The 15,451-nt window shown below is 72.1% G+C and carries 10 protein-coding genes; 8 read left to right on the forward strand and 2 right to left on the reverse strand.

The window, feature by feature from the left end:
* Positions 1-3 precede the first annotated feature (3 nt).
* From ABD419_RS23130 to ABD419_RS23155, 6 genes are all read left to right on the forward strand, one after another.
* A complete protein-coding gene (locus ABD419_RS23130; RefSeq protein ID WP_344491877.1) occupies positions 4-1,278 on the forward strand; it encodes an ABC transporter permease in 1,275 nt (424 codons plus the stop codon).
* Positions 1,279-1,280: 2 nt separating this feature from the next.
* The gene (locus ABD419_RS23135; RefSeq protein ID WP_344491880.1) at positions 1,281-1,673 is read left to right on the forward strand and encodes a cytidine deaminase; all 393 of its coding nucleotides are present in this window, start codon (positions 1,281-1,283) and stop codon (positions 1,671-1,673) included.
* 84 nt (positions 1,674-1,757) lie between these two features.
* Entirely contained in the window at positions 1,758-3,035 is a 1,278-nt protein-coding gene (locus ABD419_RS23140) for a thymidine phosphorylase (RefSeq protein WP_344491883.1), read from the forward strand.
* A 130-nt stretch (positions 3,036-3,165) separates the two neighbouring features.
* The gene (locus ABD419_RS23145; RefSeq protein ID WP_344491886.1) at positions 3,166-4,842 is read left to right on the forward strand and encodes an FG-GAP repeat domain-containing protein; all 1,677 of its coding nucleotides are present in this window, start codon (positions 3,166-3,168) and stop codon (positions 4,840-4,842) included.
* Positions 4,843-4,983: 141 nt separating this feature from the next.
* Positions 4,984-8,028: an FG-GAP repeat domain-containing protein gene (locus ABD419_RS23150; protein WP_344491889.1), complete on the forward strand. Its 3,045-nt coding sequence runs from the start codon at positions 4,984-4,986 to the stop codon at positions 8,026-8,028.
* A 152-nt stretch (positions 8,029-8,180) separates the two neighbouring features.
* Positions 8,181-10,823, forward strand: a complete 2,643-nt coding sequence (locus tag ABD419_RS23155; protein WP_344491892.1) for an FG-GAP-like repeat-containing protein — start codon at positions 8,181-8,183, stop codon at positions 10,821-10,823.
* 52 nt (positions 10,824-10,875) lie between these two features.
* Here ABD419_RS23155 and ABD419_RS23160 read toward each other — a convergent pair whose 3' ends face one another.
* Entirely contained in the window at positions 10,876-11,169 is a 294-nt protein-coding gene (locus ABD419_RS23160) for a hypothetical protein (protein ID WP_344491895.1), read from the reverse strand.
* Positions 11,170-11,353: 184 nt separating this feature from the next.
* Here ABD419_RS23160 and ABD419_RS23165 point away from each other — a divergent pair, with 184 nt between their 5' ends.
* Together ABD419_RS23165 and ABD419_RS23170 are read left to right on the forward strand one after the other, a co-directional pair.
* The gene (locus tag ABD419_RS23165) at positions 11,354-12,856 is read left to right on the forward strand and encodes a serine/threonine protein kinase (protein WP_344491897.1); all 1,503 of its coding nucleotides are present in this window, start codon (positions 11,354-11,356) and stop codon (positions 12,854-12,856) included.
* 290 nt (positions 12,857-13,146) lie between these two features.
* Entirely contained in the window at positions 13,147-13,974 is an 828-nt protein-coding gene (locus ABD419_RS23170; RefSeq protein WP_344491900.1) for an SAM-dependent methyltransferase, read from the forward strand.
* Between the two features lie 79 nt (positions 13,975-14,053).
* Here the strand turns inward: ABD419_RS23170 and ABD419_RS23175 are convergent, their stop codons facing one another.
* The gene (locus ABD419_RS23175) at positions 14,054-15,271 is read right to left on the reverse strand and encodes a S8 family peptidase (RefSeq protein WP_344491903.1); all 1,218 of its coding nucleotides are present in this window, start codon (positions 15,269-15,271) and stop codon (positions 14,054-14,056) included.
* Between the last annotated feature and the right edge of the window lie 180 nt (positions 15,272-15,451).

The raw sequence follows: 15,451 nt of genomic DNA on the forward strand, positions 1-15,451 counted from the left end.
CCCATGGCAGTGGACACCGCGCCCGCGCCGGCGCCGGCCCTCGCGGACGACCGCGCCCCGGCCCGCCACCTGAAGGCGGGCATCACGTACGCGGTCCTCGGACTGCTCCTGGTCGTCGTCGCCCTGACCCTGCTCGGCGGGCACACCACCACGATCGCGGTCGACAAGACCCTGACCGACGCGACCTGGGCCGTGCCCACGCTCGCCGTCGTGCTCGGGCTCGGCGCCGTGTGCGCCCTCGCCGGCGCCTGGATGATCGCCGGACTCCCGCAGCGCCGCTTCAGGACCGCCTCGGCGGTCGCGGTGACCGCGTTCGTCCTCGCGCTGCTGTTCTGGGCGTACTCCCAGGAGGGCACGGTCTTCCGCGCCGAGTCGATCCTCGCCGGGGCCCTGTTCCTGTCGATGCCGTACATCTTCGGCGCGCTCTCGGGCGTCGTCTGCGAGCGCTCCGGCGTCATCAACATCGGCATCGAGGGCCAGTTCCTCATGGGCGCCTTCACCGGCGTGCTCGTCGCGAACATCACCGGCAGCATCTACGCGGGCCTGGCCGGCGCGATGATCGCCGGGTCGCTCTCGACCATGCTCCTCGCGCTCCTGGCCACGAAGTACCAGGTCAACCAGGTCGTCGTCGGCGTCATCCTCAACCTGCTGGCGCTCGGCTTCACCAGCTTCATGTACGACCAGCTGAAGAAGGCCGAAGGGTTCAACGACGCGTTCTCCGTGCCGGTGATCTCCTGGGGCCCGCTCGCCGACATCCCGGTGATCGGCCCGGTCCTGTTCCAGCAGAAGCTGTTCGTGTACGTCGGCCTCGTCATGGTCGCCGTCGTCTGGTTCCTGCTGTACCGCACCCGCTGGGGCCTGCGGACCCGCGCGGTCGGCGAGCACCCGGCCGCCGCCGACTCCATGGGCGTCAACGTCAACCGCCTCCGCTACTGGAACGTGGTCGCCGCGGGCCTCCTCGCCGGCTTCGGCGGGGCCTGGTTCACGCTCGGGAACTCCCTGGCGTTCAACAAGAACATGACCGCCGGACTCGGCTTCGTGGCGCTCGCGGTCATGATCGTGGGCCGCTGGAACCCGCTCGGCGTCCTCGCCGGGGCCCTGATCTTCGGCTTCACCACGCAGATCGCCCGCGACCTGTCGGCCGCCGGCTCCTCGGTGCCCGGCGAGTTCCTCCAGATGCTCCCGTACGCGGTCACGCTCGTGGTCGTGGCGGGCCTCATCGGCAAGGCCAAGGCCCCCGCGGCCGACGGCGTGCCGTACAACCCGGGGGACAAGTAGCGATGGACATCGACTGGGACGTACTGCGGGACGAGGCGCGCGCGGCCATGCGCCACGCGTACGTGCCGTACTCGAAGTACCCGGTCGGCGTCGCCGGGCTCGTCGACGACGGCCGGGTCGTCACCGGCTGCAACGTCGAGAACGCCTCGTACGGCCTGACCCTGTGCGCCGAGTGCGGCATGGTCTCGCGGCTCGCCGCCACCGGCGGCGGGCGCCTCGTGGCGGTCGCCTGCGTCGACGGCGCGGGGGAGCCCCTCACCCCCTGCGGCCGCTGCCGCCAGCTCCTGTTCGAGCACGGCGGCCCGGACTGCCTCGTGGACGAGCGGCCGGAGCCGACGACCGTGGGGGCCCTGCTCCCCGGCGCGTTCGGCCCCGACCACCTGTCGCCCAACTGAATCGCGCCCCTCGGCATCGGAAGGCCCACGGGCCCTTCCGATGCCGTTCGGGTTTTCACCATCGGAACTAGTGAGGGAACGCCAATGATCACCGCTGTGGACGTCATCCGCGCCAAACGGGACGGCGGCGCGCTCTCGACCGCCCAGATCGACTGGGTCATCGACGCGTACACGAAGGGCGACGTCGCGGACGAGCAGATGTCGGCCCTCGCGATGGCGATCTTCCTCAACGGCGCCGAGCCGCGCGAGATCGCCGACTGGACCGCCGCGATGATCCGCTCGGGCATCACGCTCGACCTCGCCGAGGTCGGCAAGCCGTGCGTCGACAAGCACTCCACCGGCGGCGTCGGCGACAAGATCACCCTCCCGCTCGCCCCGCTCGTGGCCGCCTTCGACGTCGCCGTCCCGCAGCTCTCGGGCCGCGGCCTCGGCCACACCGGCGGCACCCTCGACAAGCTCGAGTCCATCCCCGGCTTCCAGGTCGACATGTCCGAGGCCCGGGTCATCCAGCAGCTCAAGGACATCGGGGCGGTCATCTGCGCCGCGACCGGCGACCTCGCCCCGGCCGACAAGAAGCTGTACGCCCTCCGCGACATCACCTCCACTGTGGAGTCGATTCCGCTGATCGCCTCCTCGATCATGTGCAAGAAGATCGCCGAAGGGGCCGACGCGATCGTCCTCGACGTCAAGGTCGGCTCCGGCGCCTTCATGAAGGACTTCGCCAAGGCCAAGGAGCTCGCCGAGACCATGGTCCGCCTCGGCGCCGACCACGGCGTCGACACCCGCGCCCTGCTCACCGACATGTCGGTCCCCTTGGGCCGCACCGCCGGCAACGCCCTCGAAGTGCGCGAGTCCGTCGAGGTCCTCGCCGGCGGCGGCCCCGCCGACGTCGTCGAGCTCACCGTGGCCCTCGCCAAGGAGATGCTCGCCGCCGCCGGCAAGCCCGACGCCGACCCGGCCGCCGCGCTCGAGGACGGCCGCGCGATGGACGCCTGGCGCAGGATGGTCGCGGCCCAGGGCGGCGAGGTCGACGCCCCGCTCCCGGTCGCCCGCGAGACCGAGGAGGTCACCGCCGACGCCGACGGCTTCATCGCCTCCATGGACGCCTACGCCGTGGGCGTCGCCGCCTGGCGCCTCGGCGCGGGCCGCGAGCGCCAGGGCCAGCCCGTCCAGTTCGGCGCCGGGATCGAGATCCTCAAGACCGTGGGCGAGCCCGTCAAGGCCGGCGAGCCGGTCCTGCGCCTCCACACCGACACCCCCGACCGCTTCGCCGCGGCGAAGGAGTCCCTCGCGGGCAACTGGACCGTCGGCGCCGAGCCCGCCGAGCGCGGCCCGATCGTCCTCGACCGCGTCACCGCGTAACGCCTGCAACGCGACAGGGCGGCCCCGCATCCGCGGGGCCGCCCTCGCCGTGCCCCCGGACGGGCCCGATCTGCCGTATATTCCACCGTGGACCCCGTGCACTCCGCCATCCCCAGACGACTGGAGCACCATGCACACCCGATCCCGCACCCTCATGCGCACCGCGGCGGCCGCCGCGACCGGCCTCCTGGCCGCCGCGTCCTTCGCGGCGCCCGCCTCGGCCCAGGAGAACCCGCCCCGCAACGACTACAACGGCGACGGCCTCGCCGACGTCGTCGCGGTCCGCAACGCCGACGCCGCACTCCTCCTCTACCCCGGCCGCGCCGACGGCACCTTCGGCGAACCCTCCCTCCTCGCGCCGGCGGCCTGGGGCGGCCTGAACCTCTCCATGGCCGGCGACCTCACCTCCGACGGCAACGCCGACCTCATCGAACTCGACTACGAGACCGGCGGCATGATCGTCCGCTTCGGCGACGGCGCGGGCGGCTTCGACTCCTTCGACCACGTCGGCATGCCCCTGGGCGACATCGAGGTCTTCGCGTCGAACATCGACCACGACGGCGACGGCCACATCGACCTGCTCGCGACCCGAAGGCACGACACCCGCCTGTTCGTCTTCCACGGCAACGGCGACGGCACCTTCGACGCCCCGGTGACCGAGGCCGGGGACTTCCACCAGGTCGACCTCATCGTCGGCACCGGCGACCTCGACTTCGACGGCCGGGACGACTTCATGGTCCGCGTCAACGACCTCGAGGGGATCGGCTTCCAGGTCTACCGGTTCCACCTCAGCGGCCGCGACGGCTCGGACTGGGAGCTCACCGACCTCGGCCTGAGCGACGGCGTGACCGACCCGTTCATCAGCCAGGTGACGTTCCTCGGCGACACCGACGGGGACGGCGACACCGAACTCGTCGGCGTCGACGGCGAGACCGGCGAGCTCTGGCGCATGTCGGCGAGCCAGTACATCACCTTCATCTACGACCACACGCTCATCGGCACCGGCTGGGACCGCAACACCATCGCCGAGGCGTCCGCGGACCGCGCGTACGACGTCGACATGAACAGCACCACCGACCTCTTCGCCCGCACCTCGTCCGGGCAGGCCTACATCTACCCGGGCCACCACTCCGGCGCCATCGGGTCCCGGATCTCCATGGGCTCCTACAGCACCGCCGTCGACTACGTCGAGAACGCCGGCGACTTCGACGGCGACAACCTGCCCGACCGCCTCGTGCGGACCACCACCGGCGAACTGTGGGTCGACCACGGCTGGGGCTACTTCGGCGCACCGGTCAACCTCTCCACCCGCATCGGCGGCGGCTGGAACACCATGAGCGCCATCCTCTCCGGCTCGGACTACAACGGCGACGGCAAGCACGACATCGTCGCCCGCGAGGCCGCGACCGGCAACCTGTGGCTCTACCCGGGCACCGGCGACGGTCGCCACGGCGTCCGGACCCTCATCGGCACCGGCTGGAACTCCATGTCCCTCATCACCACCGTGGGCGACCTCGACCACGACGGCGCCGCCGACGTCATCGCCCGCAAGAACGCCGACAACTGCCTGTACTGGTTCGCGGGCAAGCCCGCCGGCGGCCTCAAGAACGGCGTGAAGATCGGCTGCGGCTGGGACGTCATGAACACGATCGCGGCCGTGGGCGACTACAACGGCGACGGCGACACCGACTGGGTCGCCAGGCACGCCAACGGCAACCTCTACCTGTACAAGGGCGCCGGCGGCCAGGGCCTGTACTCCTCCTACACGGTGATCGGCACCGGCTGGGGCGGTCTCCAGATCGCGTGACCGGCGCGCTCTCGAGGGCGGCCCCGCCGGTGCGGGGCCGCCCTTTCCGCGCCCGCGATGCAACCGGTTTCGGAAACAACGCGTGTAGTCCACGTCGGACCCCACGACGCACCCTGACTCACCCAACTGAACAGGAGCCCCATGCACTCCGAACCCCCCGCGCCCGGGCGAACGCCTAGGCGACTGGCGGCGGCAGGCCTGATCGGCCTCATGGCCGCCGGGGCCTTCGCCGCTCCCGCCCACGCGGACATCGTGACCGGTGTCGCGAGCGCCTCCATCAACCCGATCCTCCCGTACTCGATCACCCCCGGCGAGGACCCCGAGCGGGCTCTGGTCCAGGTCGAGTACACCCCGACGGCCGGGTACGAGGACGTCGACCACGCCGTCACGGTCGAGATCGAGTTCGAGGGCGCCTCCGGGACGCTGGGCATCGATCCCGGCGACGACTGCTCCGCGAGCGCCGGCGTGCGCATCTACTGCACCTATCCCACCGCGGGCCCCTACTGGGTCTTCAGCTTCGACCTCTCCGCCGATGCACCCGGCGAGGACACCACGTACCCGTACACGGTCACCGCGAGCATCGACGGCGTCGAGTTCGCCTCCGAGACCGGCACGCTCCTCGTCATCGGCGAGGGCGAGCCCGACCCGCACAAGCCCTTCCTGCACGGCGACGCGGCGCCCGTCACCGGCGCCGTCCCGGGCTCGACCGTCACCGTCGAGCCGCTCTTCCGCCAGGAGCGGGACCTCGACGCGGACGCGGCCGCGGTCGTCGCCTCCATCTCCGACCCGTTCTCGCGCGTCGGCATCAGCCAGGAGGGCGCGTCGGTCGTCGCCGACTACGACAACTGCGCCCCGCAGACCGAGGAGGACATCTTCGGCGGCGTCGAGTGCGTGTTCACCGGCTTCACCGGCCAGACCGGTTCGGCGTTCACGTTCTCCGAGCCGATCCAGTACGCGGTCGACGCCGACGCGCTCGGGCCCTTCGAGGTCTGCGAGTGCGTGTACTCCGTTCGCACGGTCGACGCCGCGACACTCGCGGAGGACTACGGCCACATCACCTGGGACCCGGCGTCCGAGGACCTCCTCGGCATCGAGGCGACCGACACCTGGACCGACCCGGCCGACCCCGAGATGGCGCAGTGGGAGGGCCTGATCTCGATCACCACCACCGCGAACCCGTTCGACCTCGCGGTCCCCAGCGGCGACGTCGAAGGCTCGATCGGACGGACCTCCCAGGTCACCGTCCCGGTGACCAACAACGGCCCCGCCACGGTGTACAACCGCTCCGACGACTTCGGCTCCGCCTCGATCCGCGTCGAGCTGCCCGTCGGGACCGCGCTCGACTCGATCGACTCCGACGGCACCGACGACTGGACCTGCCTCGACCCCGAGTCGCTGGCCGACGAGTACGAGCGCACCGAGACCGTGCTCGACCGGTACGACCTGTACTGCTTCCTGATGACGCCGCTCGCGGCGGGCGAGACCGTCGACTTCACGTTCACGCTGGACCTCACCGCGGGCGGGTTCGACCTCGGTTACGTCGAGATCGTCGGCCTCACGACCGGCGTCGGCGGCGCGAGCCTCGAAGCGGACTTCATCGACAACGTCGGCGCGCTCCAGAACATGGCCGAGGAGGCCGAGGAGCTCAGCAACGACTACAACGGCGACGGCTTCCAGGATCTGCTCGCGGTCCGCGAGTCCGACGGCTCGCTGCTGCTGTACTCCGGCGACGCCGCCGGTTCGCTCGTGTCCCCGCGGGTCGTCTCGACCGGCTGGGCGACCTACGACGTCGTCATGGCCGGCGACCTGACCGGCGACGGCATCGCCGACGTGCTGGGCCGCGACAAGCGGACCGGGACGCTCTACCGCTGTGCGGGCGACGGGAACGGCGGCCTCGGCGCCGCCGTCAAGGTCGGCTCCGGGTGGGGCGCGATGGGCCTGTTCACGGCGCTCGACTACGACGGGTCCGGCACGGTCGACATCCTGGCCGTCCGCGACTCCGACGGCGCGATGCTCCTCTACCCGGGCAGGGGCGACGGCACTTTCGGTGCGGCGCAGCAGGCCCGGACCGGGTTCAACTGGATCGACGGCCTGACGGGCGTGGGCGACGTCGACGCCGACGGCCGGGACGACTTCCTCGTGCGCATCGGGCAGACCCAGGAGTACTGGCTGTTCGCCTCGACCAGCACCACCGGCGCGGTCATGTGGGACACCTGGCTGGGCGACGGCTCGCAGAGCCGCACCTACTCGCAGTTCACGAGCGTCGGCGACCTGGACCGGGACGGCCTGACCGACCTCGTCCTGGTCGACTCCCGCTCGGGCGCCCTGCACCTCCAGGGCATCGGCGAGCACGAGCTCGGCGACCACTCGACGATCGGCGCCGGCGGCTGGGGCGCGATGCGCCTCGCCGCCTCCTCGACCGACCGCGCCACCGACTACGACCAGGACGGCGGCAACGACCTCATCGGCCGGAACGCCAACGGCACCACGTACCTGTACTTCGGCGACGGGACCGGCGCGTTCGCCGGAAGCTCCTCATGGGGTCCGACCTTCAGCGGCATGAACCTGCTGGAGACCGCGGGCGACTTCACCGGCGACGGCAAGCTCGACCTGCTCGCGCGCACGACCGGCGGCGTCCTCTACGTCTTCCCCGGCACGAACACCGGCGACTACGAGGAGCCCCCGATCCGGATCGGGGGCGGCTGGAACGCGATGAGCGCCATCGTGTCCGGCTCGGACTTCAACAACGACGGCAAGACCGACATCGTCGCGCGCGAGTCGGCCACGGGGAACCTGTGGCTGTACCCGGGCACGGCCACCGGTTCGCACGGCACCCGCGTGCTCATCGGGACCGGTTGGAACTCGATGTCGCTCATCACCGCCGTGGGCGACCTCGACCACGACGGCGCCGCCGACGTGATCGCCCGCAAGAACAGCGACAACTGCATGTACTTCTACGCCGGCAAGCCCGCCGGCGGGGTGAAGAACGGCGTGAAGATCGGCTGCGGCTGGAACGTCATGAACGCCGTCGCAAGCGTCGGCGACTTCAACGGCGACGGCCACGCCGACTGGGTCGCCCGCCACACCAACGGGAGCCTGTACCTGTACAAGGGCAACGGCGCGGGGACGTACACGTCCTCGTCGGTCGTCGGCTCCGGCTGGAACGGGATGGACCTCCTCGCCTAGCACCGGCACGACGCGTCGAAGACGGCCCCGCTCCGGCGGGGCCGCCTTTCGCACGTCCGGACTGCAACCGGTTTCGGAAACAACGCGTGTAGTCCACGTCGGACCCCACGACACCCCTATGCGATACCCCCGCAAACTGAACAAGGAGCTCAATGAACCCCGATTCCCTCGGGCGCACCCCAGTGCGCCTGATCGCGGGTGCCGCCGTCGGCCTCATGGCGGCCGCCGCGTTCGCGGCCCCCGCTGCCGCCCAGGAGGCGCCCGAGCCGTTCCTCGCCGGCGACGTCTCAGTCACCGAGGCGGCCCCCGGCACCACCGTGAACCTCACCCCGGTCTTCCGCCAGGAGCAGGACCTCCCCGCAGACGCCGCCGCCGTCGTGATCGAGTTCTCCGACTCCGTCGCCGACCGGCTCGGCGCCCCGGCCGCGCAGGCCACCGAGACCTACGACAACTGCGGCGACCTCACCGGCGGCGGGATCGCCTGCGTCGTCACCGGCCACACCGGGGCGGTCGGCGACGTGCTGACCCTGACCGGCCCGATCGGCTACGCGATCGACGCGAAGGCCCCGGGCCCGATCGACATCTGCGGCTGCGAGTACACCGTCGCCGCGGTCGACGCCGACGAGCTCGCCGCCGGATACGGCCACATCACCTGGGACCCCGCCTCCTCGAACCTGATCGGGGTCGCCGCCCTCGCCGACCGGCCGTTCGACGAACCCGCCGACGCGGCGACCGGGGCCGGCACCGGCGCGATCACCGTCGTGACCACCGAGCAGCAGTTCGACCTCTACGTGAGCGGCCTCGAGCAGTGGACCGGGAGCATCGGCGACCAGCCGAGCCGCAGCCTCTCGGTCAACAACGCGGGCCCCGCGACCGCGTTCGACATGACCGAGGACGGCCCCGGGGCCTACGTCTTCCGCGGGCGGATGCCCGACGGCATCGAGCTCACCTCGGTCAACTCCAACAACAGCACCAGGTGGTCCTGCCTCGACGAGTCCGAGCTCGAAGCCGAGTACGCGCGGACCGAGGACACGCAGCTCGACCGCTTCGACTTCGTCTGCTACTTCGAGTCGGTCCTCGCCGGCACCCAGTACGCGAGCCTGTCGATCGGCACGAGGATCACCGAGGGCGCCAACGAGCCCGGCCGCTTCGAGGTCGCCGCGACCTACCCCACCGAGTACACCGACACCCTGGACTCCCAGCCCTGGAACGACGTCTGGACGGTCATCAACGGCCGCCCCGGCGTCCCGCTGGCGCGCAACGACTTCGACGGCGACGGCCTCGAAGACCTCGTGTCCGTACGCAGGTCCGACGGCGCGCTGCGCCTGAACACCGGCAACGGCGACGGCACCTTCGACGGCGCGACCACCATGGCCGCCTCCGGCTGGGGCGGGTACGACGTCGTCATGGCCGGCGAGGTCAACTCCGACGGGCACGCCGACCTCCTGGTGCGCGACAACGCGACCGGGACGCTGTACACCTACCCCGGTGACGGCGACGGCGGCCTGAGGACGCGCATCCGCTCCGGGACGAGCTGGAACACGATGGGGGTCTTCACGACCTTCGACGTCGACGGCGACGGGATGACCGACATCATGGCGGTCCGCAAGTCCGACGGCGGCCTGTACTACTACGCGGGCAACGGCGACGGCACCTTCGCGGGCGGCGTCCTCCTCGGCACCGGGTACAACTTCATCGACGCGATGGTCTCGGTCGGCGACGTCGACAAGGACGGCGTCGACGACGTCATGTTCCGGCTCAGCCAGACCCAGGAGTACTGGGTGTTCGCCAGCACCGCGGCCGAGCCCGTCGAACTCAGCCAGACGCTGGGCGACCCCGACGGCCGCCGCTTCCGCCAGCTCGTCGGCGCGGGCGACCTCGACCGGGACGGCCAGGTCGAACTGCTCTCGCTCGACACGCGCTCCGGCGGCCTCTACCGCCAGGGCTTCTCCCTGACCGGCTGGGTGAACTCCTACCGGACCGTCCAGTCCTCCGGCTGGTCCGGCGCGAGCCTCCCGATGGTCACCCTCGACCGGGCCCACGACTTCGACGAGGACGGCGGCTCCGACCTGCTCGCGCGCCGCTCCGACGGCTACACGTTCGCGTACTACGGGACCGGCGCCGGGACCTTCTACAGCGGCGCGTACTCCTGGGGCACCGAGTTCTCCGGCATGAACCTGCTGGAGACCGCGGGCGACTTCGACGGCGACAACCGGCCCGACCTCCTCGCCCGCACCACCGGCGGCACCCTGTACGTCTACCCGGGCACCGGCACCGGCACCCACACCGAGCGCATCCGCATCGGCGGCGGCTGGAACTCCATGAGCGCCATCGTCTCCGGGTACGACTACAACGCCGACGGCCGGTCCGACCTCCTCGCCCGCGAGTCCGCCACCGGCAACCTGTGGCTCTACCCGGGCACCGGGACCGGCTCGCACGGCACCCGCGTGCTCATCGGCACCGGCTGGAACGGCATGTCGCTGATCACCGCGGTCGGGGACCTCAACCACGACGGCGTCGCCGACGTCATCGCGAAGAAGAACTCCGACAACTGCATGTACTTCTACGCCGGCAAGCCCGCCGGCGGCGTGAAGAACGGCGTGAAGATCGGCTGCGGCTGGGACGTCATGAACACCGTCGCCGCGACCGGCGACTTCAACGGCGACGGCCGCGTCGACTGGGTCGCCCGCCACACCAACGGCAGCCTCTACCTGTACAAGGGCAACGGCGCCGGCTCCTACACCGCGCTGGTGAAGGTCGGCTCCGGCTGGGGCGGCATGAACATCATCGCGTAGGAACAACCACAATGGACGGGCGGCGGCCGTATCGGCCGCCGCCCGTCGCGCGTCAGCGGCCGGCCCGCGCCATGAGCCACTTCGACATCGCGCGCACCCCGTGGCCGATCGCGGCCTCGTCCGGCGCGAACCCCGGGAAGTGCGGGAACGCCGTCGCGATGTCCGCGCCCGGCGCCTGGACGCCGAGGTACGTGTACGTGCCGGTCCGGCCGTCCATGAACAGCCCGAAGTCCTCGCCGCTGAACGGCAGCGCCGCATGGACCACCGCCGGCACCCCGGCCGACGCCACCGCCGCGGCGCTCCCCAGCAGCACCCGGCGGCTGAGGCTCTTCTCTCGTGGTGTCATGGTTTCCCTCCACATCGGAAGCCGATCACCCGATTCTCGAACCGCAAGGGCCCCGGCGCAGTCATGCAGACCCCCGGATCACCGGTCGGGCCCGCCCCCGTCATGACGTTCGCGTGAGCGAATCGTGGCGGCCGGCGCCATGCTGGGCGGACCCGCCACCGCCCGACCGCTTGCGAGGATCGCCGTGCAGACCGGATCGATGATCGCCGACCGCTACCGACTCGACGCTCCGATCGCCACCGGCGGCATGGGCTCCGTCTGGAAGGCCCGCGACACCAGGCTCGAACGCGACGTCGCCGTCAAGATCCTCAAGTCGGACCTCGAAACCGACGCGACCGCCCGCGCCCGCTTCCAGCACGAGGCGCAGGCCGTCGCCGCCCTCCGCCACCCCGGCATCGCCGCCCTCCACGACTACGGCGAGACCGGCGGCGACCACGGCGAGACCCTCGCCTACCTCGTCATGGCGCTCATCGAGGGCCCCACCCTCACCGCCCGGCTCCGCGGCGGCCCGCTCGCGCCCGCCGAGGCCATGGGCCTCACCGCCGACGTCGCCGCCGCCCTCCACCACGCCCACGAGACCGGCATCGTCCACCGGGACATCAAGCCCGCCAACATCATCGTCGACCGCGGCGGCCGGGCCGTCCTCGTCGACTTCGGCATCGCCCTCTCGCCCGGCCGCGGCACCATCACCGAGTCCGGGATGCTCATGGGCACCCTCTACTACGCCTCGCCCGAGCAGCTCGAAGGCCGCCCGCTCACCGGCGCCACCGACGTCTACTCCCTCGGCGCCGTCGCCTACGAATGCCTCTCCGGCGCACCGCCGTTCACCGGCGACACCGCCGGGACCATCCTCAACGGACACCTCAACCAGCCGCCCCCGCCCCTCGGCCCCGGCGTCCCGCCCGCCCCCGCGGCCGCGATCATGCACGCCCTCGCCAAGGACCCCGGGCGGCGCTGGCCCACCGCCGACGAATTCGCGCGCGTCTGCCGCGACGCCGCCGCCGATCCCATGACCCCGCAAGCGGTCCCGCCGGTCCCCGCCGCGCCGTGGACGCCGCCCGCGGGGGTCAACCCGTTCGAGCCCGCTACCGCGCCGATCGCCGCGCCCCGCCGGCCCCGCCTCCGCCGCTTCGCCGTGCCCGCCGCGGTCGCGGTCCTCGCGGCGGCCGCACTGTTCGCGCTGTCCCCGTGGAGCCGCCCCGACGGCGGCGACGGGGTCGCCGACGCGGCCGCCACCGCAGGGACGCCGGCGGAGACGACCGACCAGGCCCGCACCGGCGCCGGCTCCCCGTCGCCCGGGGCCTCGGCGAGCGAGTCCGCGGAGGAGGAGGCGACCACGGCCGCCGCGGACGACGCCGAGGCCGACGCCACGGGCCAGGACGGCGACACCGGCGGCAGCGGCGACGGCGGCACCGTCGGCGGGTCCGAGGAGGAGGACGAGCCCGGCCAGGTCGAACCCGGCGCCGCGACCCTCCCCTGGGTCACCGGGATCTGGTACACCGACGCGCGCGACGAGCTCGACGCCGCCGGCTGGGAGTCCGTCGTCCTCGTCCCCGTCACCGAGGAGCCCGACGGCGGCCAGACCGAATGCGCCGTGGTCTCCCAGAGCCCGCCCGGCGGCACCGCCCTCCACTACGACGAGACCGTGACCCTCACCTACTGGGAGCTCGAACCGGGCTTCTGCTGAGCGTCGACAGCCCGTTCCGGGTCGGCCACACCGGGCCCGTTCCGTGACCCGGCGAGGAGCGCCGCGCCGCCGGGCCGGGCCCGAGCCGGACGTCGTGGAGTTCGTTCCGGGCCAAGCAGCTCGGTGGGGGAGCACGCACGTGGCGGGAGTGGCGCGAAGCGAGCGGATCTTGAGAGGTCAAGCCGCACTTGGTGTCCGGCACCGTCCTCGCTGAGCCGGTACCGTCGACTGCAGACCCCTGCGGGGCCGCGGCCCCGCGCCTCCGTCGCGTTCTTGCAGGAAGGCAGGCCATGCACGACGACACTGACATCGAGTTGCCGCCGGGCACCGACACCTCCGTCCCGGCCACCGCGCGCGTCTACGACGCGCTGCTGGGCGGCTCCACCAACCTCGCGGTCGACCGGGTCGCCGCCGACGTGTTCGCGCAGCACATCCCGCAGGCCCGCGAGTGCGCGAAGATCAACCGCAGCGCGCTCATCCGCGGCGTCGAGTACCTGGTCCGCACCGCTGGGATCGACCAGATCCTCGACATCGGGTGCGGCCTGCCGACCGCGCAGAACACGCACCAGGTCGCGGCCGGGATCAACCCCGACGCGAAGGTCGTCTACGTCGACCACGACCCCATGGTGATCGCCCACGCGAACGCGCTCCTGGCCGGGAACGAGTCCGCGATCGTGGTCGAGGCCGACCTCCTCGACCCCGACTACATCCTGTCGCGCACCGAGATCCGCGCGTTCCTGGACTTCGACCGCCCGATCGCGCTGCTGCTGGTCGGGATGATCATGCAGATCAGCGACGAGCAGCGCCCGAACGACATCATCGCGGCGCTCATGGGTGCGATGCCCGCCGGCAGCCACCTGCTGCTGACGTCGTGGCCGGACACGGGCGAGCCGGCGCAGGCGGCCCTGTCGGCGGCGTGCATCGAGACGCTCGGGAACGGCTGGATGCGGCCGGTCCCGGTGCTGGAGAGCCACTTCCTGGGCATGGAGATGGTCGCGCCGGGCCTGGAGTACATCCCGCGCTGGTTCCCGGAGGAGCCGGACCGGCCGGTCCGCGACGTGGACGAGCTGGAGCCGTACGAGCGCACGCAGATGGCGGGGATCGCCCGCAAGACCTGATTCCGGAGGATGCGGCAGGGCCCGCGCCGGGAAGGCGCGGGCCCTGTCTCCTCATCCCAATCGGTTCGGGTCGCGGCGCCTACCCGAGGAAGGCGGTGTTCAGCAGCAGGTTCGGGCTGCCGTTGACGCCGGAGACGGCGTCGGCCAGGGCGCCGCCGGTGAGCGCGGCCGCCACGTCGCCGGGGGTGGCGTCCGGGGCGGTCTCCAGGTAGAGGGCGGCGACGCCGGCGACGTGCGGGGTCGCCATGGAGGTGCCGGAGATGGTGTTCTCGGCGTCGTCGGCGCCGATCCACGCGGAGGTGATGCCGACGCCGGGCGCGAGGAGGTCGACGCACTCGCCGAAGTTGGAGAAGGACGCGGCCGCGTCGCTCTCGTCGGTGGCGCCCACGGTGATCGCGGAGGGCTCGGAGCCGGGGGACACGTTGCAGGCGTCCTGGCCCTCGTTGCCGGCGGCGATGGCGAAGGTGACGCCCGCGTCGACGGCGGCGGCGATGGCGTCGTTGAGGGCCTGGCTGAAGCCCCCGCCGAGGCTCATGTTGGCGACGGCCGGGCCGGTCGCGCTCTCGGCGACCCAGTCGATGCCGGCGATGATCGCGGAGTAGGAGCCCGAGCCGTTGTCGTCGAGGACGCGGACGGGCCGGATGGTGACGTCCTTGGCGACGCCGTAGGCGGTGCCGCCGATGGTGCCGGCGACGTGGGTGCCGTGGCCGTGGCCGTCGGCGGGGTCGGCGTCGTCGTCGATGAAGTCGTAGCCTTCGCCCACGCGCCCTTCGAATTCGGCGTGCGTGGCGTTGAGGCCGGTGTCGAGCACGAACGCCTCGACGCCGGCGCCGGTCTGCGCGTACTCGTACGAGGCGTCGAGCGGGAGGGCGTCCTGGTCGAGGCGGTCGAGGCCCCACGACGGCGGGTCGGTCTGGACCTCGGCCACGTGCGCGGTCTGGTCCTGTTCGACGTAGGCGACGTCCTCGTCGGCGGCGAGTTCGAGGGCCTCGGACTCGGTGAGCTCGGCGACGTAGCCGTTGAGGGTGTCGAGGGTGTGCTCGATCTCGACGTCGACGCCGAGGTCGTCGGCGAGGGCGCCGAGCCCGGTCGCGTCGTCCTCGAGGACGACGATGTACGAGCCGTCGATGGCGTCGGGGGAGTCGGCGCCGACGATGGTCGCCGCCGCGGGCTCCTCGGCGTTCGCGAACGAGGTGGCGGCGATGGCGGACCCGCCGGCGGCGACCGCTGCGACGGCGACGGCCGCGGCGGTGCGCACGTGTCGGCGCTGGGGCTTTCTGGTTCCTGCCGTTGACAAGAGGAACTCCTTCGGTTGTCCCCGGCGGGCGCGGTGCTTGGGCCGCGCCCGCCGGGTGAGGGTGGTTCGGGTGAGGCCCGGTGCTCCGGGGGGAGCGGGGGACGGGCCCCGGGGTCCGGCGGCGCCGCGCGGGGGGTTCGGGCGCCGGGCGGCGAAGCGCGGACCGGGCCCCCTCGGCCC

The sequence above is a fragment of the Glycomyces endophyticus genome (assembly GCF_039531525.1).
GTDB classification, from domain to species: Bacteria; Actinomycetota; Actinomycetes; order Mycobacteriales; family Micromonosporaceae; genus Glycomyces; species Glycomyces endophyticus.

What these genes read in the sequence shown, in the direction of transcription:
- ABD419_RS23130 (WP_344491877.1), top strand. Translation starts at nt 4, where the DNA reads ATGGCAGTGGACACCGCGCCCGCGCCGGCGCCGGCCCTCGCGGACGAC.
- ABD419_RS23135 (WP_344491880.1), top strand. Translation starts at nt 1,281, where the DNA reads ATGGACATCGACTGGGACGTACTGCGGGACGAGGCGCGCGCGGCCATG.
- ABD419_RS23140 (WP_344491883.1), top strand. Translation starts at nt 1,758, where the DNA reads ATGATCACCGCTGTGGACGTCATCCGCGCCAAACGGGACGGCGGCGCG.
- ABD419_RS23145 (WP_344491886.1), top strand. Translation starts at nt 3,166, where the DNA reads ATGCACACCCGATCCCGCACCCTCATGCGCACCGCGGCGGCCGCCGCG.
- ABD419_RS23150 (WP_344491889.1), top strand. Translation starts at nt 4,984, where the DNA reads ATGCACTCCGAACCCCCCGCGCCCGGGCGAACGCCTAGGCGACTGGCG.
- ABD419_RS23155 (WP_344491892.1), top strand. Translation starts at nt 8,181, where the DNA reads ATGAACCCCGATTCCCTCGGGCGCACCCCAGTGCGCCTGATCGCGGGT.
- ABD419_RS23160 (WP_344491895.1), bottom strand. Translation starts at nt 11,169, where the DNA reads ATGACACCACGAGAGAAGAGCCTCAGCCGCCGGGTGCTGCTGGGGAGC.
- ABD419_RS23170 (WP_344491900.1), top strand. Translation starts at nt 13,147, where the DNA reads ATGCACGACGACACTGACATCGAGTTGCCGCCGGGCACCGACACCTCC.